This window comes from Allocoleopsis franciscana PCC 7113, assembly GCF_000317515.1.
GTDB classification, from domain to species: domain Bacteria; phylum Cyanobacteriota; class Cyanobacteriia; order Cyanobacteriales; family Coleofasciculaceae; genus Allocoleopsis; species Allocoleopsis franciscana.
Map to the genome: position 1 here is coordinate 5,348,892 of NC_019738.1, position 20,911 is coordinate 5,369,802.

A 20,911-nucleotide genomic window follows, 5' to 3' on the forward strand; every position below is an offset into this window, starting at 1 on the left:
GTACTCATCGTTTCTTGATCAATTTAATCGATGATCTACGTACCGAAACTGAAACTTGGCTTTGTTACTGTTTTTGCGATCGCTGGCTTCACCCTCAATTTGGCACCCGGATGGACACAATCCAATGCCCAAGTCATGGCAGATTTGTCACTGGCTAAGGTGCCGCTACCACCCGGAACCGGCTCACCTGAAGATCCGCAGAAACCGGCAGGAACCCGTGATGGTAGTGGAGTTGGAGCCTGCCAGCAGACAGATCAGCCATTTACGGCCTTGGTTCCTAAAAATGCTGATGAAAGTTTAACAACGGCTGAGTATCCGGTGTTTTGGTTTTATATTCCTCATGCTTCTGAGGACATACACTCCATCGAGTTTTCGCTGCACAATCAAGATGAGACAAAGACTGTTTACATAGCTCCCATCCAGCTCACTAAAACACCAGGCGTGATTGGTATTCCCTTGCCACCTAGCGCCAAATCTTCTCTAAAAGAGAATCAGAGCTACCGTTGGCAATTAACTGTTAATTGTACGGCACAAACAAAGCCAGAGGATGCCATTGTTTTAGAGGGTTTGGTGACACGAGTTGAGCAAAGCTCTAATCTTGTTGGTGTCATTTGGTACGATGAATTGACCAATCGAGCTAGACGCTACCTATCTGAACCACAAAATCCTGAAGTGAAGAAGGCTTGGACAGAATTGTTGAAATCTGTGGGCTTGGAAGAACTGGTTCAAGCACCTTTGGTGAGTTCAGTCGGGAATGCTAAAAAAGATTGAATTTATTTTATTTCTCTGGGTGTATATTGTAACTTTATATGACTATCTTAGTTCGGTACACGTAAATCTTTGAAAGGGAGCAGATAGGTAAGTAGAACAATTCAATTTACTTTCCTGGTATGCTGGATTTAACTACAAATTCTAAGAGCTTTCTGGAAGCATCTGTTGCTCCTCATTCTGCTAATTTAGGTGAGACCGTAGGAGTGATCGACTTAATTACTCCTGAGTCAGCCATCATTAATAGTTCACTGGGTGGCTTGGCATTGAGCATCGATGAGAGCTTTATTGAACCCATTGATTTCCTCTCCTCGAATGTTGAGGCATTGACACTGATTCCGAACAAGAGCGAAGTTGGGACAAATATCTCTACCAGTACATCTACAGGAAGCAACGATAAAATAACGGGTCAGCCGCTTTCTGATATCGGCGTGACCCAGCTCAATAATACTTCATTAAATTCCTTCAACCTTACCACAATCAATAGCCAAATCATTTCTGATGTCGCTGTATTAGCTACAGATCCCAACGGCACGATCGCGACCGCCGATTCCGTAGGTACCTTGACAACCAGTATCACTCAGACGGGTCAAATTGGTGGCAATGAGTCCTATGGGAAGGATACACGCGACTATTGGAAGTTTAGTGTTAACAGTGATTTCAAGGTTAATTTATCGCTGTCTGGCTTGAGTGGAAATGCTGGTTTAGCCTTATATAACAGTGCCGGTAAATTACTCACTTGGTCTAACCATGGAGGCGCTAACTCCGAATCCATCAGCCATTGGCTGGGTAAAGGGGACTACTACGCTTTGGTTTATAGTGAGGGTAACTGGGGTGGCAGCACGAACTACAATCTTGGCCTCCAAGCAGGTACACAGTTAAGTAGTCTCATCACTGACTACACCGTCCACCAAGCTGTATCATCAAGGATTGGAGATGGTCAGATTGACCGCAATGATATGATTGCCATTTTGCGTAGTACTAAAGATGGCAGCGTCATTGCCGAGGAAATTAACGACCTTCGAGATATTTTGAATGATGCTAAGGCTTTCGGTCTTGATGGCTACGTGCAAAATCTGGCTAACAAAGTGGTTAATGGTAATGTTGCCAACCAGAAGTACAAAGGTGCAGCTCTGGGTAACTTGTTTGCAGGTAGTAGTGCCACCCATATGGAAAGCTTAGTGGATAAGTGGTTCCTAGGAGGCGATCATCCAGTTGCCAAATCTTCAAGTGGTAACACAACCTACAGCTACAAGCAGGCTAGTGGATCGCTCTTCCAAAACGGCATCAGCTATCAAGATATAGACCAGGGTGGTGTTGGTGATTGCTACTTCGTCGCGTCTCTAGCGGGAACAGCTTTCCGTTCGCCCGATACAATTCGGGATATGTTCATCGACAACAATGATGGCACATTTACAGTTCGCTTCTTTAACGGAGATAAGGCTGACTACGTCACAGTAGACAAATATTTACCAACTACCGCTGGAGGAAATGCTGTGTTCGCTGGTTGGGGCGGTGGTTCCTATAACGAATCTAACAATGAATTGTGGGTTGCATTAGCGGAAAAAGCCTACGCTCAAATCAACGAGTCAGCATGGATTGGTCAAGATAACACGAATTCTTACCAAGGCATTGCTTATGGTACTCTCAAGGCAATTAGCCACATCACAGGGCTTAATAACACTGGGTATAAGGACTTAGAAGCAGGTGACTTCAATTCAGTTGTGAACGCCTTCAATGCAGATCGCATTATCTATCTCAGTGATGGAGGTCATGCTTACACGCTAGTCGGCTACAATGCCACTACCCAGATGTTTAAAGTCTACAATCCATATGGCTCAACGCAAGACATGACTTGGACAGCATTGGACAACAAGTTTGTCCGCTGGGGTTACTCAACCACCTAAAGAACTCCATCAATACTATTCTGAAAATAGAGACGGGGAGACGGGGTGAAGAACTCTTACTCCCCCTCTTCTAAAAGATTAGTATTCTGTTAATTATTGAACTGATATGGTCAGAATAGTTGTTTTATTGGCTCTAGCTATTAACGCAGGCTGTAGCAGTCTTCCTGTGACGCAAACGAAAGATTTACAAATATCTCCAATGAAAGAAACCACCATGTCTTATACAACAAATATTTCCATTAAAAACATCACTCTCCAAGCCAGAGAAGAAAAAACACCTCCGGATGGAGTACCCAATAAACAAAATCGGGATATTGGATTTGCTTCTGTGTTTCTCCGCCTTGAAAATGCTAAGGAGGAAGATGTTAGCCTAACTGTTCAACGTGTTGAAATTCGCAATACAGTTGATGGGAATGTTCAACTGTCGGATTCCTCTCCTCAACAGATTCGTTTGCGCCCCTTAGAAAATTCTGAGGTAGTTTTCCATTTAACCAATAAAACTGGCTATTCTAAACACAACCAGGTTAAGGCGGTCATAACTTATACAATTGGCGATCACCTGCAAGTAATCGAATCCACTCCGGTTGAGGTTGAAAGATCCTGAATAGCAAAGTCATCTACTGAGTCATTGGCAATCGATCAAACTAAAGCCAATTTCCCACTAGAACATAAGGTGCCCAATAGTAGGGAGCTTTATATTGCTTAAAGAGTTCTAACTGAGCCTGATGCAGTGCCTCAGCCTTTGTCACTTCAGGCTTAGTTAACTCCTTGTAGAATTGCCCCATCAATTCAGCCGTAGAGCGATCGCTCACTTGCCACAGGGTTGAGAGTACACTCCGCGCGCCCGCTCTCACCGCTATCCCAGCTAACCCCAATGTTGCTCGGTTATCTCCTTGCGCTGTCTCACAAGCACTCAGGACGAGTAACTCAACACTCCTAGATGGACTTTGGTTGTTAATCCGAAGCAAGTTATTCAAGTCGCTGCTTTTGAGGAGCTGATCGTAAGCCAAAATATAGGTTTCTTCAGGGTCAGAACTGAACTTACCATGAGTTGCAATATGAACGGCAGAAAACGCTCCTGAGTTAATCTTTTGTTGCAGATTTGCTTCCGTAAATTTGGGATTCAGCAGTGATTCTGAAGGTACTATATTTCCCACTTCTTGCAATTCCTCTGGCACGCTGGGGAGTGCGCTAAACGTTCGCTGCTCAACTTGTCGCTGTTCACTCACTCCCGCTATCAAAACCTCTAACCGTTCTCGTTGCAGGGGTCGGAGGTCGAAAAGCTGTAAGCCTGGAACCAAAGCAAGCGCATACGGTTTCTGCATCAGATACTCCTTCCGCTTGCCATCATAAAGCACTGACATGGGAATATTTCGCAGAACCCCATCGAGCACAAACACTAATGTTTTAACTTCTTTAGTGTTTTCTAGGTCTGGCTCTAGAGGTTTGATTAGCCATTCGTAAACTTGTGTGGCATTTTTGATGACTTCTTCTGGACGGTTACGTCTTAATAGGTATGATCGCAAATCAATTGCTGTTTTTTCGACCTCACTCCGTTTGACAGAATTGACATGGTGTTTTAGAGGTTGTCCTGGAAGTTTAGCAATCACTTCTAAGCGGTTTTCCAGAATAATTGGATAAATAAATGCTGCTTTCTGGTCTACCTTGTCACCCTCTTGGTTAAGCTGTACTCTCTCAGAAAGGTTACAGCTCAAAAAATTTTCCAATTCAGCTAACTGAAGGGAATCAATAACCTCAATCGCCTCTTGCAGATCGGATTGGCTCGGTTCCGAACTTTCCTCAGTTCTTAATAGCAAATCAACGAGTTTACGGTGAATCGGTTCTACATTGTCCCGAAAAGAAAACTGTACCTCTGAGTCAATGGTGAGTAAATCGCTCTTGACGGATTTGAGAGTTTTAACGGCTTCTTTATAGGCAAGAATCGCTCTTTTTCGATTTCCCTGTTTTTCCCATAAACGTCCCAGTTGCCATTCCCAACGGTAGCGAATATCGGGAGCTTGACTCTCCTCAGCTAGGAGGAGCGCTTTCTGGGTAAGTTCTTGGGCTGCTGACCACTGTTCAGTCAGTTCATACAGCCCACCTAGCTGTCCCAAAGCATAGGACTCAGCCCTTCGGTCTTTCAGAGTGCGAGCCTGTTGGACAGTATCGGCTAGAATTTGGGCAATTTCTGGCGAGGAAACTGGAACAAGGGTTTGCTGGGGAAGCTGTTCCCTTCGCTTTTCTTGGCGAGCGCGGCTCATGCATGAAAACGCGCTCGTGTCAAGATTGGGCTGGAGACAAGTCAGACTGCGAGCAAAGTTAAGTCGGGCATAAATCGTTGTTTGACTCACCGGTAAACTAACCATCAACCCCTGGATTGTGGATTGTAGTTTGGCGGCTTCTGACCATTGTCCAGTTTCTACCAAAAGACTGAGCAAATTTAACTGAGCATGAAGTTTGAGGGGAGGTGAATCAGCGGCCTGTTGATAAAATGCGATCGCAGCTTGAGTATGCTTCTTTTCATCTTCTTCCTGACCAATCGCGCTCGCTCTATTACCCAAGGCGCGTTCGGTATTTCCCAACTCCAGCAAAGCCGAACCCAGCGCTTTGGAGAGTTGAAAATCTTTAGCCACTGTCCGACTTTTGAGCAAAACCGCTTGAGACTGTCTTAGTTTGCCAACTTGTCTGAGAGCTTTACCCAGATTCTGCAATCCAGTTGCCTTGAGTTCAGAGTTTGATTGTTGATTTAGAATTAGCTCAATTTTTTGTAGTTCCGCCTCAGCTTGACTGGTTAAGCCTAAGGATTGTAGAGCTTGGGCGTGGTTAATCAAACTACCAATAACACCTGTTTTATTCCCTGCTTTTTCGTAGGTAGCGGCTGCTTTGTTCCAGGTTAAAAGAGCTTCTGACCACTGTCCTTGTGCCCATTGCAGGCGACCTTGAGTATTTAATACTTTGGCGAAAACATCTAAGTATGCCTGGGTGTTAGCTGTTTGTACCTGGTTATTTAGAAGGTTCAGGCTGTTTGCAATCGCTCCTTCTGCTTCCTGCCACTGTCCCAAGTGTTGATAAGCCAATGAAAGATAGCGTAAGAGCAGCGCTTGGTTCAGGCTATCTCCTTGAGTTACAAAAGCAGAAACTGCCTGCTGCCAAACCTCTATCGCCTGCGAAAACTGTCCAGTCTCATAGAGTTCTATACCCTGTTGCAATAACAAGTTGGCATTGGAACTCTGAGAAATGCCTTGAGCAGTGCCTTCAATCGGTTGAGCTGACAGAGCCGGAACAGATAAGGTTGTTATAAGTGCCAACAGTGCTATAAGGCTTAGTCTGACTATCTGTTGGTACGCCCTGCGTGGCGCGGACTTTCTCAAAAGTCGAATGGGATGGCAAAATAGAGGCGATTTGCTGCTCATGGGCTGGTTCTCTAACACTGAAAAACGAAGAATCAGGATAGCTAGCGTAGGCGACAGCGACGTTGGGTGCCAGTGATAGGCACCTCAGCCACGAGGACAACTTCCCCTTTTTGGTTAATCCGCCACCCTTGAGCCTCGACAATTTGGTCAGGTGGGGTTGCGAGTGCGGCAGAGACAGGAACAGCACGAGCCTCAAGTTCAGTTCCCTGTGTGGCAGAGGGTACATCTTCCCAAATGTCACTGCTGCTTATCGGTTCGTAAGGATTAGGTGCTAAACCCCCTCTGCCAGTATCGAAAAACTCAACAGCTCCCTGCTGTTCAGCGGCTTGGCAGCCTTGTGCAACCTCTACGTTGACTGGCTCAATGGGTAAGTTCACTAATCCCTGGCTGGGGTCAACATCGGGCGTGATAATCTGCACAGTGCCGTTTACCCCAAACTCAGAACTGGCGGTAATATCACTCAACGGAGTCAGGAGGGGGCGGAATTGAAGGCCATAAATACCTTGAGTTGTAATATTGATATTGCCGCCTCGACCTGTGAAGGCATTGGCGGTAATGTCGCTATTCTCTTTAGGGACAGCAAGGATAAACTGAGCATCAATCGCGATATTGCCACCATCTCCCCCAGCTTGAGCCGTGCCTGCGGTTGTGGATATACGGCTACCATGACGCATCAGTAATAAATCCTGCACCTGTAGGGTAATACCGCCACCTGCGTTACTCGCTGTTTCAGCAGAGATTGAAGCATTATTGTTCAGGGTTATAGCACCAGCCTGAATCTGGATGTTACCGCCTTCCCCCGCGCCCTGGCTATCCACTGCGACACTTGCGCCCTCTCGAATCACCATCGTCTTGGGGTTACTAATGAGAATGCTGCCGCCGTTGCCGATAGAACCGCGCTCTGTGTTGGCAAACAGACCACTGTCAGATCCGGCTAGGGTAACATCCTCATGTACTCTTAGGGTGATGTTTCCAGCCTGATTGCTGCCGGCTGTAGTGGTGCGGAGTTGTCCGCCATTGATAGCCTCAAAACGATTTGCCGTCACAGCGATACTACCACCAGTGCCACCGGAGGTAGAAGCAGAAACCTGTGCTGTATCCTGGACAGTCAACAGTGGGGTATTAACTATCACATTTCCAGCAGCCCCAGTACCTTCAGTCCTAGCAAATAAACCACTGGCAGAGCCATCCGTATCAACTTGATCAAATTGGGCGAGGCGTGCAGTAAAAGTGGAATCATTGCCAGCTAGGATGACGCGATCGCTGGTATTAACTGTAATGTTACCTGCATCTCCGCTACTGAAGGCCGTGGTGAGGAGTTGTCCACCATTGGTAACCTCAAGCGTATTGGCATCGACATTGATATTACCGCCCTTAAAGGAACTCCGGCTTACGGCACTCAATACTGCGCCATCCGATACTCGCAAGGTACTGGTAGTAACTCGGATATCACCACCCTGACCCCCAGCACCTTCTTCCGTGTTAGTCAATAACCCACTAGAGAAGCCTGTGGTTGAACCCACGCCAGAGAGGTTAACAGTATCTGAAATGTTGATTGCAATATTTCCTGAGTTTCCTGCTCCAAAGGTGGCGGCAAAGAGTTGAGCGCCGTTGGTTAACCAGAGGGATTTAGCTGCAAGCTGGATGTCGCCACCATTGCCCTGTGCTTCCCATGCCACGCCACTGATAATAGCGCTGGTATCACCGATGAGCGAGATAGAATCATTCGCCTGTACAAAAATGCTGCCAGCATTTCCTGTGCCGAAGGTGCTGTTAGAGATACGGCTCCCATCTACTAGAGATAGGTAACCTGTCTGGATATCAATGTTTCCGGCCTGACCGTTAGCTCCAAAGTCTACATTAGAGTAGATTTTGCTACTGGTAAGGGAAATAAAATCATTGGCTCGAACGGTTATAGTTCCGGCATTTCCCTGCCCAGCCGTATCAGCAAACAAGACAGAGTTATCAGTCAAGGAAAGTGAACCAACGCTGAGGTTAATGTCACCCCCTGAGCCGATACCTCCTTCTTCTACGCTGGAATCTAAAGCAGAACCTTCACTTAAGGAGAGTGAGTTAGTTTGTATATTGATTTTGCCCCCTTTCCCGATAGAGCCTTCTCTTACAGCGCTGTAGATTCGACCATTTACTAGCAAAATAGATTCGTTAGCCTGCACGGTGATATTGCCAGAATCTCCTTGACCAAAGGTACTCGTACTCAGGTCAGCACCATCAGTTAAGGAAAGCAACGGAGTCTGGATATTGATGTCGCCACCGTTACCTTCAGCATCAGAACCCACATTGCTCCTGATACTAGTGTTTCCTGTCAATGAGACAGAGTCCTTGGCCTCAATTAATATTTTTCCAGCGTTTCCCTGCCCGAAAGTAATAGCGCCTATTTGAGCGTTATCGGTTAAAGAAACAAATGTAGCTTTGATATTTACGTTGCCGCTATTCCCAGTAGAATCCGGAAGTACAGAGTTGGCCACGATACTTCCCTGTCCTATGTTTACCTCTCCTATGGCATCAAGTGTGATATCTCCTGCCTGAGTGCCATTAAACCCAAAATCGGCATCGAATCCAGCCCTAACACTACTGCGGTCAATGGTTAGATTATCGGCATAAATGGTAATGCTACCACCATCACCGAGGCTCCTAATTACGCTGCCATTAACTGAGACATCTGTCCGTGCTATAGCTTCAGGAACGTTTAAACGTAGACTGCTGTTATTAACCTCCAATCCAATGGTTCCCGAATCACTTACCCCCGCCAACTCGACTCGACCCTCCGGAGCCTCCAACAGCGTGCGATTGAGCTGCAAATTACCACCGACAAGAGCTAAGGTTTTACCCTCAAGCACTTGGAGTCTAGACCCCTGCGTTTCGATACTTCTGGCATTACCTCCATATTGCAATCCCAGAGGAACATTAATGGTAAGCAGGGGAGGAGATTGGGGCGCAGTAGCACTAAACGCCAAGCCATTTTCAAACACCAAACTGTTGGCTGTTGTCGCGACAAATGAACTCTCCACATCCAACTGGGCATTGGGTCCAAAGATAATCCCATTGGGATTAATCAAAAATAAGTTAGCTGTCGAATCACCAAAAGTACCGACTAGACCCAAAATTCTGGATGGATTACCACCCGTCACCCGTGCCAGAATGTTCTGAATACCCGCTGGACTATAGAAGTAGGCTCCTCGATCAGCCTCAACATTAAATGCTAAAAAGCTGTGGAATAGATTTGTACCTCTAGTTGCTCCACCATCGATTTCGTCAATCGGCAATCCCAGGTCATCAAGGGGTGTAACAACAGAAGGTTCAGCCCCTAAAGTAGCATCGGGAATAATTTGAGCCAGGGTAGGATTTCCCAAAGAAGCGATCGCTCCACCGAGCAAAAAATTTATTAAGAGAAAAATAGCTCTATTTAGAATAAATATAGATAAATAATCGGTAAGATTTGCCGAGCCGTTTTCCTCATTTTTTGCTCGGCTATTAATTGACACTTGGTTTCTCCTTTTTTGCTTATATATCCTTTTAACTAACAAATTTTAATTAAGATTTTATAGAAAAATGCATACTTAATAAAAATCAATGATTAATTTCCATCAAGAACAATAAATTCGGAATATCTAAAAATTTTATTTAATTTTAATTTAGCCGTAACCGAAAAGCCGTGTAAAATCCCGATGACCTAAAGCGGAGCTCACCCATTGCAAATTGCAATTTTTATTCTCACTCTCATCCTCGTAATCTGGCAGCCACGAGGACTCAGTATGGGATTTACGGCTTTAGGTGGAGCGATGCTTGCCCTCATTACTGGTATCGTGACCTGGCAGGACGTGGTGATAGTTTGGGGAATGGTATGGAATGCTACATTGACTGCGATCGCTCTCATCATCATTTCCCGCATTCTCGATGAGGCAGGTTTTTTTCGAGGGTTGGCACTGTGGCTAGCTCACGCCGTATTGGGCCGTGGGCGTCTCTTGTTTCTGGTATCCATCGTGTTGGGAGCCTTACTAACGGCTAGCTTGACCAACTACGGGACAGCCTTAATTTGGACACCTACTCTGATGGAAATGCTGCTAATACTGGGTTTTAACTCCCAAGCCACGTTTGCTTTTGTCTTTGCTACGGGTTTTATCGCTGATGCGGCGAGCTTGCCCTTACCCGTGAGCAATCTGGTCAATCTGATTTCCACCGACTATTTTAATATTTCCTTTTTTCGCTACCTCTTAGTGATGATACCGGTGCATTTTGTTGCAATCGCTACCGGCACGGGCGTCATTTGGTTCTACTTTGATCGTTATATCCCTTTTACCTACAACCTTGACCCTATGCCCCCACCGGATAGCCTTATTCGTGACCCTCTCGTTTGCCAGTGGAGCTTTGCTGTCCTTGGTTCACTCCTTGTAGGCTACGTCTTGGCTCAACCCTTGGGTGTCCCCATTTCTTCTCTTGCCGTGAGCGGTGCTTTGGTGATGCTAGCCATCTCCGGACGTTGGTTTCACCAGGATAATACCGCCATCTTTTCTATCAGGAAGATTGGGCGTGAAATTCCCTGGTCAATCATTGGGTTCAGTCTGGGGATGTCAATTCTTGCTTTCAGTTGGCGTCATACAGAGTTAACCACTCTGCTGAGCCAGTCGTTGCAGCAGCTATCGGGTTGGGGACTTACTCAAGTCGCGGTGGGTACGGGTTTCTTGGCGACTCTGCTATCTGGTGTGAGCAATAATCTCCCAGCCGTACTGATTAATTCTCTAGCGATTCAAGATGTCTTGGGGATCGAGCCATCCGTTCGAGAAGTGATGGTGTATGCCAATGTGATCGGTTGTGATCTGGGAGCCAAAATTACGCCGATTGGCAGCCTATCCACCCTCCTCTGGCTGAATATTCTAGCCCGTAAAGGACGACCAATCGCTTGGGATCAATATATTCCCCTCGCTTTCATTCTCACCATCCCTGTTTTGTTCATCAGTTTACTGAGTTTAGCGATTTGGCTACCCTGGCTTATTGCATAAGTGTCTTACGAAAGAGGAGAGTGATTACTCACTTTACATTACGGTGTATTAACTTCTAAGGCGATTACTTATAGGGACGGTTCACTTGATGCAATCGCCTGTGATCTATAAGGGGATTAGAGAACAAGAATTGTAGCCCTGGAAATTTATTTAGTGAATAAAGAAAAAAAGTGGCAGGGAAAACACATTCTCAACACTTTAAAAACGCGGGATCACTTTACTAGCTATAGAAAACATCAATGATTTAAGCAATGTTAAACAATCATTTAAGGAATATGTATTACTATTAATTTATCGGAAAAGCTAGTTCTAGGCTTTAAACTAGTGATAAAGAATTGAAAGTTTCATTACTTTGGGTGTATCTGCTTACCTCTCAACCACTGCTTCAGGAGCAGGGGCGTAAAATCAAGCAAATCGTTGTGCGAGCGTTTTGCAAACCGTGTAGTGACTAGGCGATGTAGAGCAGGCGATGGACTGCTGCTCTCGATGCTGCTGAATCGCTCTCGGAAAATCCGAGAGGAGTTGAGTTTAATTAATCATGTGAGTAAGCAATGGCAACCCAAACTGCACTAACCCTATGTACCCAGAGTAACGGCAGGGAAGCAGAGCCGAAGCATTTCGTTTGTGGCTCTCTGGATAAACTGTTCACTCTCACGTTGGATATGTTTTTCATCGTGGGGTTTGACGGCTATTTCAAGCAACTCAACTCTATTTGTGAGAAAACTTTGGGTTATACCACCGAAGAATTCTTGAGCCAACGATGGATTGAGTTGATTCATCCAGAAGACCAACCAGCAATGCTGGAACGATTACAGGAGCTTACTACAGAGGCAAGAACAGTACAGTTTGAAAATCGCTACCGTTGCCAAGACGGTTCATACAAATGGCTGTTGTGGAATGTGGCGGCCTGCCAAGACGAGCAATTAATTTACGCAGTGGCTCGTGATAATACCGAGTGTAGACGCGCAGAAGCCGCACAACGAGAAAGCGAAGAACATTTCCGCTTACTGGTTGAGGGTGTCAAAGACTATGCGATTATCATGCTGAACCCAGCGGGTCGCATTGTGAGCTGGAACACGGGGGCAGAACGCATCCAACAATATCAAGCGTCCGAGATTCTCGGTAAACATATTTCCTGTTTTTATACCGAAAAGGATATTGAACTCGGCAGACCCTTGCACGGGTTAGAAATAGCGGCGCTTCAAGGTCGTTTTGAGGATGAAGGGTGGCGAATCCGCAAGGATGGGTCAAAATTTTGGGCTAATGTTGTGATTACCGCCTTACGAGATGAAGACGGACGACTTAGCGGCTTTGTGCGGGTAACACGGGATATTACGGAGCGCAAGCTGGCTGAACAAGAGCTACAACAAGCCCATGACGAGTTGGAAAAACGAGTTGCACAACGAACAGCAGAATTAACCCGGACGAATGAACTCCTGAAACAAGAGATTGCAGAGCATGAGCGCACAGAGGCGGCTTTACGACAATCGAAGGCTCGTTTGAAACAGCAAGCTCAGCAATTGGAGGCAGAAAAACAACATGCCACCTCTCTGTTGGGCAAACTCCAACGTACCCAAGCTCAACTCATTCACACCGAAAAAATGACAACGCTGGGACAGGTGATTTCGGGTATTGCCCATGAAATCAACAACCCAGTCGGTTTTATTTACGGCAACCTGGATTATGCCAGTTGTTATATCAACGACTTAATGCGCTTGGTGGAGCTTTATTTCCAACACTATCCCCAACCAGCCCCAGCCATTGAGGCAGAACTGGACGCTATCGACCTGAATTTCTTGATGGCCGATATGCCAAAACTGCTATCCTCCATGAAGGTAGGAGCTACCCGTCTTCGCCAGCTTGTTTTATCTCTTCAGAATTTCTTGAGGACTGAGCAAACCGAAATGAAGCCGGTAGACCTTCATGAAGGTCTCGATAGCACCCTGATGATTTTGCGACACCGATTGAAAGCCTCTGAAGAGTATCCAGAGATTACGGTGAACAAAGAGTATGGGACTCTGCCTTTCGTGGAATGTTTTGCAGGGCAAATGAATCAGGTGTTTATGCATTTGATCACGAATGCAATTGATGTTTTGCAGGCATCCGTTGAGCCAGGAAAACCGAATTACCAAATCACAATTACCACTGGCGTTCAGGACATGAAGGCAGCACTCCTAGAAGGGAAGACTCCAGAGAAAATTCCTCATGCTGTGATTCGGATTTCTGACAATGGTCCAGGGATGAGTGAGGATATTAGTTGCCGACTGTTTGAGCCATTTTTTACCACAAAACCACCGGGTAAAGGTACGGGTTTGGGTTTATCGATTAGTTATCAAATTGTCGTAGACCACCATGGTGGTCAATTGACTTGTGTCTCTGAACCTGGAAAGGGAGCCGAGTTCGTGATTTATCTTCCCGTTCGTCAGGTCGCTTTGTCAGCCAGTCTGTCTCAATGTGCCTAATGTTCATGTGTCCCCTACCGGCTCGGTTGGGTATCCATAGCATCAGCATAGGGGCACGATTTTTCTCATGCCCCTAAAAGTATCTAGGGTTTGCTGTAAAAACCGGAAACCCTTAGCTATAAATAGTTTGAGCGGTCTTGAAAGTTGTTCAGCTCCCAGGAAATCTGGTAGAATCCCACAAAATCCTTGTACCAAGAGCAGGGAAAATGTACAGAAAAGCTTCCTCAAGCCCGACCCCACCGGAAAACTTTGAGCTGCCCTTTGAGGGAAAGTTATCACAAGATAACCGTTGGGTAATCATGGCAAATCTGATACCCTGGGATGAATTTGAAGAGGAATACGCCAAAATTTTTTCTATTGATATGGGGGCACCTGCGCTGCCATTTCGGATGGCATTGGGTTCATTAATAATCAAAGAAAGATTAGGAATAAGCGATCGGGAAACAGTAGAACAAATAAAAGAAAACCCTTACTTACAATACTTTATAGGGAGAAAGCATTACAGCAACGAAGCCCCTTATGATGCCTCACTTTTGGTAAGATTTAGAGAAAGGATAAATGTTGATTTAGTAAATCAAATAAATCAAAGAATGGTAAAGAAGATTCAGGAAGAAACAGAGGAGGAATCTAAAAAAAAAGCTCACTCTCAGAAAGGCAAGAAACAAGAGAAAGCCCGAATCAAGGGAAATTAATTCTGGATGCTACCTGTGCGCCAGGAGATATCAGCTATCCCAATGACTTGGGTCTATTAAATCAAGCCAGAGTCAAAACGGAAAAGATAATAGATACTCTCTATAAGCCCCTAAAAGGGAGACTAAAGAAAAAGCCAAAAACTTATAGAAACCTCGCTCGGAAAGATTACTTGAAAGTCGCCAAAAAACGGAGATCGTCAAGAAAAGAGAGAAGAAAAGCTATAAAAAAACAACTGAAATATATAAAAAGAAATTTATCACACATTGACCAGCTCCTTCAGACAGGAGAAGCACTTGAGGGTTTGAGCATCTCTCAATATAAGAGCTTGCTGGTGGTGGCGGAAGTTTACCGTCAACAGCAATGGATGTATGAGAATAAAGCCCAGAGAATTGACGACAGAATAGTCAGTTTAAGTCAGCCCCATATCCGTCCAATTGTGAGAGGAAAAGCCGGAAAACCTGTAGAATTTGGAGCTAAACTAGCAGCAAGCGTCAGAGATGGATATGTCTTTTTAGACCGTATAAGCTGGGATAACTTTAATGAAGCCGGAGACTTAAAAGCCCAAATAGAAGCATTTAAACAGCACACAGGAGTCTATCCCGAATCAGTACATGTAGATAGAATTTATCGAAATCGCGAGAATCGAGCATTCTGTAAAGAAAGAGGGATTAGAATAAGTGGCCCCCCCTTAGGCAGACCTCCAGCTAATGTCAGCTCAGACAAAAAGAAACAAGCCTTAGACGACGAGAAGGTTCGCAATGCTATTGAAGGAAAATTTGGCATCTCAAAGCGAAGATTTAGCTTGAATCGCGTCATGGCTAAACTGCCTCATACTTCTCAAACGGCTATTGCTATCACTTTTTTAGTCATGAATCTTTCCACCCTGCTACGGCAGTTTTTTTGTCTTTTTTTGTGCAATACACAACATCACGCCTTTTTTCTCGATAACTATTAATTCGGCTTATGCTTGTGGGAATTAACAACAACAAAAGCTCATTATTATTCCAGGATTAAATAACTGATTAATCCATCGGTTGTTTTTCGCCGACTTATTCAGCAAGCCCTATCTAACATTAATATTGACTAATCTTTACAGTCCCATTGCCTGAGCCACGGCTGCCGTAGTTGGCTCAATTCCTGGTTTGAACTGGTTATTGCTATGGTTGATTGCGGTATCCGGGTCTTTTAGACCATTACCCGTCAGCACACACACTATTGTTGCCCCTGCGGGAACTTGGTCTTTGACTTTTAATAAGCCAGCAACTGATGCGGCACTGGCGGGTTCACAGAAAATTCCTTCTTGAGAGGCGAGTAACCGATACGCTTCGAGAATTTCGGCATCGGTAACGCTATTAAATTGTCCCTGACTCGCTTGTTGTGCGGCGAGCGCTTTTTCCCAACTCGCGGGGTTGCCAATCCGAATCGCTGTCGCTACAGTTTCCGGATGCGTAAATACTTGACCGGTCACTAATGGAGAGGCTCCAGAGGCTTGAAATCCCATCATCCGAGGCAATCGGTTACACTTTCCCTGCTGATGGTATTGACAAAAGCCCATCCAATATGCTGTGATATTCCCCGCATTTCCAACTGGGATACACAGCCAATCCGGAGCATCGCCTAAATTGTCTACTACCTCAAACGCGCCTGTCTTCTGACCTTCTAAGCGATAGGGATTAACCGAGTTAACCAGGGTGACAGGATAACTTTCTGCCATCTCCCGGACAATGTTCAAGGCTTGGTCAAAATTTCCCTTAATCGCTAGCACCTCTGCCCCATAAAGCAACGCCTGCGCCAACTTCCCTAGAGCCACATACCCATCGGGAATCAAGACAAATGCCCGCATCCCACCCCGACGGGCGTAGGCGGCGGCTGATGCCGAGGTGTTACCCGTACTCGCGCAGATGACTGCCTTAGCTCCGGCTTCCTTTGCCTTAGAAATCGCCAGGGTCATCCCCCGGTCTTTGAAGCTCCCAGTGGGATTGAGTCCGTCAAATTTCACCAGTACCCGTACCCCTTTGCCAATGATTTTGGCGATCATTGGGACAGGAATCAGCGGCGTGTTGCCCTCCAGCAATGTAACCACTGGAGTCGAATCGGTTACTGGTAAATAGGGACGGTATGCCTCAATTAAACCCGACCAGTTCAGACGCCGGGGAGCGGTGCCCTCAAAGGCAGAGGAATCGGCAGCAGACAGAGTTGAAGCCACAATCGTTGCAAAAGTTTTGAAGTAGGGAGTGGGCAGAAGGAAGGGGGAAAAAAATGAAGAGGTATGAAGTATGAAGTGTCAAAGTCAAATTACTTGGGTGATTGCCGAGTCATCTAACTTTTTTTAGCCTTCATCCTTCCTACTTCCTCTTTTTTTCCTACTTCCTCCTTTTTTTCAGTTTATCGTGAACGGTTCGGTGTCACAGAGGGTTGGGGCTTGTCGCTCTGACGCTTAATGATTTTTGGCCGTTCTACAATCGCTCCATCATCATAATCACCTGCCATCCAAGCGGGTTGTGTTTGGTCATAAACCATTTGCAAGGCGGCAGCGGCGATCGCATGGGGATCGTACTCCTCACTTAAATCGCGCACCACGGGCAGGAAGGAGGCCATCCGTTCTCCCGAAAGGGCTTCACGCAACTGATTTTGCAGTTTTTCCAAACGCTGCGCTTCAATTTGGGAGCGGGTCGGAATGCGAGAAACGACCAAGGCTTGCCGCACTTTTCGCTCAATCAGGTTCAGCTTGCGGCGGTCAAACGGCTGAATCAGGGTAATGGCTGTTCCTGTCTTGCCTGCACGACCGGTACGACCAATGCGGTGAATATAACTTTCCACCTGATCAGGCAGGTCGTAATTAATCACATGGGTGAGATGATCCACATCTAAGCCCCGTGCGGCAATATCGGTTGCCACAACCCAGCGCACCTGACCGCCTTTAAAGCGGTACAACAAGCGCTCCCGTTGGGACTGACTCAGGTCGCCGTGATACTCATCGACACTGTGGCCGGCGGCTTGCAATTGGCTGGTTAGCTCGGCTGCTGCTTTGCGTGTCCGCACAAAAATTAATGCGGCTTCCGGGTCTTCCAGTTCCATAATCGGCTGGAGTGCTTTGGCCTTCGTCCAACCACGGGGCACCATGTAGACACGTTGTTCAATCCGTGACGGCGTTGCTTTGGGCTGCTCAACGGTTACGGTAATGGGTGATTTCAGGAAGTTGTTGATTAAATCCCGGATGGGACGAGGCATGGTGGCTGAGAAACAAGCCGTCTGACGCTCTTTCGGTGATTGTTGGAGGATTTTCTTGACATCATCGATAAAGCCCATGCTCAACATTTCATCGGCTTCATCTAGCACGACCCAACGCACTTGATCCAATCTCAAGTCACCCCGGTCGAGTAAATCGATCACCCGTCCGGGTGTGCCCACGACGAGTTGAGCGCCACGTTGCAGGCTTTTGATTTGCCGTTCAATGGATTGACCGCCACAAACGGTCAGGACTGACAATCGGCGGTTGCCAGAGAAGTCACGAATCGCATCAGCGACTTGAGAGGCCAACTCTCGTGTTGGCGTCAGAATTAAGCCTTGTACGACTCGGTTGTCTAGGTCAATCTGCTCGAGGATGGGCAGCGAAAATGCCGCTGTTTTGCCAGTACCCGTTTGGGATTGACCGACGACATCACGCCCCGCTAGGATTTCAGGAATCGCTTGGGTTTGAATGGTGGTTGGTGCTGTAAAGCCCAATTTTTCCAGTTGATTGACACGAGCTTCAGACAGGCCCAGGCTTTTAAAGGAAAGGGTCATAGGTTAGTGTTTGCTGTTAGGTTTTTAGTTTTTAGAGATCGAGAGTCTGTTGCCAAAGCGTTAAGGGGGGCAAGGTTGAAAAGTTTAAGGGGGGCACGTTTCAGGTGGGAAGGTTGGAAGTTGAAACTGGTCTTCTAACCGACTTATCCTGAACACTTGCTCGCCCTGCAAACCTCTAAAGAGCCACCTGTAACCCTTTAACAACTGACGAAAAATGAGGAACTACAGAACCATACAGGTCGTAGGCATCCGCATCAGTAATTTCCACTCCCACGATTGTGCCCAAGGGAGCATTTCCTTGGACGTAAACCAATCCATCTACCTCAGGGGCAAATCGAGTAGAGCGACCAATTAATTCACCTGTTTCAGGGTGTTCTTGCTCAATCAAGACATCAACCACCTTACCGACACACGCTTGATTCCTTTTCCAGGAGATGGGCTGCTGAGCTGCCATCAGGGCATCCCGACGGGCATCCATTACGTCTTGGGGTAGTTGGTTTGGCAAGTTGTAGGCCGTGGTACCCTCTTCCGGAGAAAAGGTAAAGACACCTACATGGTCAAACTCATGGCGCTGGACAAACTGGAGTAAGTGCTCGAAGTGTTCGTCTGTTTCACCAGGAAACCCGACGATAAAGGTTGTCCGCAGCACTGCATCGGGCAGTGCTGTTTTGAGGCGCTCAATAATCCTGTCATTCACCTGTCCCTGCCAAGGGCGGTTCATGGCGCGCAGGATTTCTGGATGGGAGTGTTGTAGGGGTAAATCCAGGTAAGGAAGGACATTCGGAGTTTCCTGAATGGCCTGAATTACGGCTGGGGTCAAACCCGTTGGATAGGCGTAGTGCATCCGAATCCAGGGGATGTTCACTTGACCTAACGCCCGTAAGAGTTCTGCTAACTTCGGTTCGCCATAAAGGTCTAAACCGTAGTTGGTCGTAATTTGAGAAATCAGAATGATTTCCTGTACGCCTTCAAAAGCCAGTTGTTTGGCTTCTGCGACGATGGATTCAATCGTGCGCGATCGCTGTTTTCCCCGAAGATGGGGAATGATACAAAACGCGCATCGGTAGTCACACCCTTCGGCTACCCGTAGGTAAGCAACACCCTCAGAGGTCGTTCGGTAGCGCGGAGTTGTCTCGTCAGCAATATAAGTCGGTTGTGCCGAAACTTGCTTAACGCGTTCGCCCGCTTCTACTCGTTGAATCACATCTACGATTTTGTTATAATCGCCTGTCCCAACTACTGCCACAGCTTCAGGCAACTCATCCAAGAGTTCGGCCTGGAAGTGTTGCGCCATACAGCCAGTAACGACAATTTTTTTATCAGCTTCTGCTAATTCGACCAGGGTGCGGACAGACTCTTCACGAGCTGCTCCAATAAAACTACAGGTGTTTACAATAACATAATCCGCTAATTCTTCATTAGAATCGACCGGGTAACCGGCTTGGACCAATAGACCCAGCATGTGTTCTGAGTCGATGCGATTTTTTTCGCAGCCCAAATGAGAAATTGCGATGGTTGGCTTGTTACCCATGCGGTCATGCGGTTGTGTTTACTACGGCTTGAGTGAGTGGGGTCGCGACCTTGTAGAGGTGCATTTTACATCATTAAGCGTTCGGCCCACCCACACTCCACTAGTCCGGATGTTCCTTATTCTTTCTTAACCCCCGTTACTTATTGTAGATAAAATTTTATTGAGATATCCAAACGAATAGTAAAAAAAGAGCTATTTATGCCAACATCCCCTGACCGAGGTGATTGGAGCTTGGGAAAAACAGTTGAAAGTGACGCTCTGGCGATCGCTACGGCTAACGCGGCGTGAGCAATAGGGCAAGTGGGTCGGTAGGCGAGGATTGTCGGTTGGCACATGCTAACCTGTAACCTTTAACCTTCAACCCTTAACCTTCAACCCTCAACCCAGGACTTAGTTACCCTTGTTGGCTCCCAATCGGAGAGCATTGACAGGTAGGGCAGAAAGTAGCCGGTGTTTTTAGGTAGATACGTGGACTTACTTCAAATTTTCAAGACACCGAATCCAATTATTGGCGTGGTTCATCTACTGCCGCTCCCCACATCGCCCCGCTGGGGAGGGAGCTTGAAAGCGGTCATTGATCGCGCAGAGCAGGAGGTGACAGCACTGGCTTCTGGGGGAGTCGATGGTGTAATCGTCGAGAACTTTTTTGACGCCCCATTTACGAAAAACCAGGTTGATCCCGCTGTGGTTAGTGCTATGACACTGATTGTGCAGCAACTGATGAATCTGGTCACGCTGCCAGTGGGGATCAATGTATTACGGAACGATGCCCACAGTGCTTTAGCGATCGCCACTTGCGTCCCTTGCCAATTTATTCGGGTTAACGTCCTCACGGGAGTCATGGCAACAGACCAAGGATTCATTGAAGGACAGGCGCATCAATTGCTTCGCTACCGCCGAGAACTGGGCAGTGATGTCAAAATTTTGGCAGATGTTTTGGTCAAACATGCACGACCCTTGGGTTCTCCCAATCTCACGACAGCGGTGCAGGAGACGATTGAACGGGGCTTAGCCGATGGCGTGATTCTTTCAGGTTGGGCGACGGGTAGCCCTCCCTCTTTAGAGGACTTGGAATTGGCCTCTGCTGCCGCTAACGGTACTCCCGTTTTTATTGGCAGTGGAGCCAACTGGGAAAACATCTCCACCCTGATGCAAGCGGCTAACGGCGTGATTGTTTCCAGTTCCCTGAAGCGGCGGGGGAAAATTGAGCAAGCTATTGACCCGATTCGCGTCAGTCAATTTGTGGAAGCGGCGCGGCGCAGCGTTGCGGCTAAAGTTGAACCACAACCCCTGGCTTCCGTCAAGCTACATTCGTAAATAGATTAAGCAACTC

Annotated in this window: 13 protein-coding genes; 8 read left to right on the plus strand and 5 right to left on the minus strand. The window is 46.7% G+C overall.

Annotated elements, in window-relative coordinates; genetic code table 11:
• Nucleotides 1-30: 30 nt before the first annotated feature.
• The 3 genes from MIC7113_RS21980 (at nucleotide 31) to MIC7113_RS21990 (ending at nucleotide 3,279) form a co-directional block, all read left to right on the plus strand.
• Nucleotides 31-771: a DUF928 domain-containing protein gene (locus tag MIC7113_RS21980; protein ID WP_015184388.1), complete on the plus strand. Its 741-nt coding sequence runs from the start codon at nucleotides 31-33 to the stop codon at nucleotides 769-771.
• A gap of 119 nt (nucleotides 772-890) precedes the next feature.
• Entirely contained in the window at nucleotides 891-2,675 is a 1,785-nt protein-coding gene (locus MIC7113_RS21985) for a C2 family cysteine protease (protein WP_015184389.1), read from the plus strand.
• Nucleotides 2,676-2,781: 106 nt separating this feature from the next.
• Nucleotides 2,782-3,279 carry a hypothetical protein gene (locus MIC7113_RS21990; RefSeq protein WP_015184390.1) on the plus strand — a complete coding sequence of 166 codons (498 nt, stop codon included), beginning with the start codon at nucleotides 2,782-2,784 and terminating at the stop codon, nucleotides 3,277-3,279.
• A 40-nt stretch (nucleotides 3,280-3,319) separates the two neighbouring features.
• On the opposite strand, the gene MIC7113_RS21995 is transcribed toward MIC7113_RS21990, so the two are convergent.
• Nucleotides 3,320-6,088: a CHAT domain-containing protein gene (locus tag MIC7113_RS21995; protein WP_015184391.1), complete on the minus strand. Its 2,769-nt coding sequence runs from the start codon at nucleotides 6,086-6,088 to the stop codon at nucleotides 3,320-3,322.
• Between the two features lie 41 nt (nucleotides 6,089-6,129).
• A complete protein-coding gene (locus tag MIC7113_RS22000) occupies nucleotides 6,130-9,591 on the minus strand; it encodes a two-partner secretion domain-containing protein (RefSeq protein WP_015184392.1) in 3,462 nt (1,153 codons plus the stop codon).
• Nucleotides 9,592-9,798: 207 nt separating this feature from the next.
• Here MIC7113_RS22000 and arsB point away from each other — a divergent pair, with 207 nt between their 5' ends.
• The 4 genes from arsB to MIC7113_RS35515 all read left to right on the plus strand — a co-directional run bounded on the left by arsB (nucleotide 9,799) and on the right by MIC7113_RS35515 (nucleotide 15,216).
• Nucleotides 9,799-11,106: an arsenical efflux pump membrane protein ArsB gene (gene arsB, locus MIC7113_RS22005; protein WP_015184393.1), complete on the plus strand. Its 1,308-nt coding sequence runs from the start codon at nucleotides 9,799-9,801 to the stop codon at nucleotides 11,104-11,106.
• 444 nt (nucleotides 11,107-11,550) lie between these two features.
• Complete coding sequence (locus tag MIC7113_RS38735) at nucleotides 11,551-11,679, plus strand: hypothetical protein (RefSeq protein WP_256374768.1); 129 nt, start codon at nucleotides 11,551-11,553, stop codon at nucleotides 11,677-11,679.
• The gene (locus MIC7113_RS22010; RefSeq protein WP_015184394.1) at nucleotides 11,658-13,568 is read left to right on the plus strand and encodes a PAS domain-containing sensor histidine kinase; all 1,911 of its coding nucleotides are present in this window, start codon (nucleotides 11,658-11,660) and stop codon (nucleotides 13,566-13,568) included. Before MIC7113_RS38735 ends, MIC7113_RS22010 begins: the two co-directional genes overlap by 22 nt.
• A 206-nt stretch (nucleotides 13,569-13,774) precedes the next feature.
• Nucleotides 13,775-15,216, plus strand: a protein-coding gene (locus MIC7113_RS35515) for an IS5 family transposase (RefSeq protein WP_390463838.1) whose coding sequence is annotated in 2 segments (ribosomal slippage) — nucleotides 13,775-14,206 and nucleotides 14,209-15,216 — 1,440 coding nt in all. Because the reading frame shifts where the segments join, the coding sequence is not laid out codon by codon here.
• 135 nt (nucleotides 15,217-15,351) lie between these two features.
• Here the strand turns inward: MIC7113_RS35515 and thrC are convergent.
• The 3 genes from thrC to rimO all read right to left on the minus strand — a co-directional run bounded on the left by thrC (nucleotide 15,352) and on the right by rimO (nucleotide 19,578).
• Nucleotides 15,352-16,467: a threonine synthase gene (thrC, locus tag MIC7113_RS22025; protein WP_015184395.1), complete on the minus strand. Its 1,116-nt coding sequence runs from the start codon at nucleotides 16,465-16,467 to the stop codon at nucleotides 15,352-15,354.
• Between the two features lie 179 nt (nucleotides 16,468-16,646).
• On the minus strand, nucleotides 16,647-18,047 hold the full coding sequence (locus tag MIC7113_RS22030) for a DEAD/DEAH box helicase (RefSeq protein WP_015184396.1): 1,401 nt from the start codon (nucleotides 18,045-18,047) through the stop codon (nucleotides 16,647-16,649).
• Between the two features lie 175 nt (nucleotides 18,048-18,222).
• A complete protein-coding gene (gene rimO, locus MIC7113_RS22035) occupies nucleotides 18,223-19,578 on the minus strand; it encodes a 30S ribosomal protein S12 methylthiotransferase RimO (RefSeq protein WP_015184397.1) in 1,356 nt (451 codons plus the stop codon).
• A 468-nt stretch (nucleotides 19,579-20,046) separates the two neighbouring features.
• Between rimO and btpA the strand changes: the two genes are divergently transcribed.
• Nucleotides 20,047-20,895, plus strand: coding sequence for a photosystem I biogenesis protein BtpA (gene btpA, locus MIC7113_RS22040; protein WP_041780169.1), 849 nt, complete (start codon nucleotides 20,047-20,049; stop codon nucleotides 20,893-20,895).
• Nucleotides 20,896-20,911: the final 16 nt, after the last annotated feature.

Excerpts from the sequence above, each read along its gene's own strand:
- MIC7113_RS21985 (WP_015184389.1), top strand. The coding sequence starts at position 891 with ATGCTGGATTTAACTACAAATTCTAAGAGCTTTCTGGAAGCATCTGTT.
- rimO (WP_015184397.1), bottom strand. The coding sequence starts at position 19,578 with ATGGGTAACAAGCCAACCATCGCAATTTCTCATTTGGGCTGCGAAAAA.
- MIC7113_RS21995 (WP_015184391.1), bottom strand. The coding sequence starts at position 6,088 with ATGAGCAGCAAATCGCCTCTATTTTGCCATCCCATTCGACTTTTGAGA.
- MIC7113_RS22010 (WP_015184394.1), top strand. The coding sequence starts at position 11,658 with ATGGCAACCCAAACTGCACTAACCCTATGTACCCAGAGTAACGGCAGG.
- MIC7113_RS21990 (WP_015184390.1), top strand. The coding sequence starts at position 2,782 with ATGGTCAGAATAGTTGTTTTATTGGCTCTAGCTATTAACGCAGGCTGT.
- MIC7113_RS22030 (WP_015184396.1), bottom strand. The coding sequence starts at position 18,047 with ATGACCCTTTCCTTTAAAAGCCTGGGCCTGTCTGAAGCTCGTGTCAAT.
- MIC7113_RS21980 (WP_015184388.1), top strand. The coding sequence starts at position 31 with ATGATCTACGTACCGAAACTGAAACTTGGCTTTGTTACTGTTTTTGCG.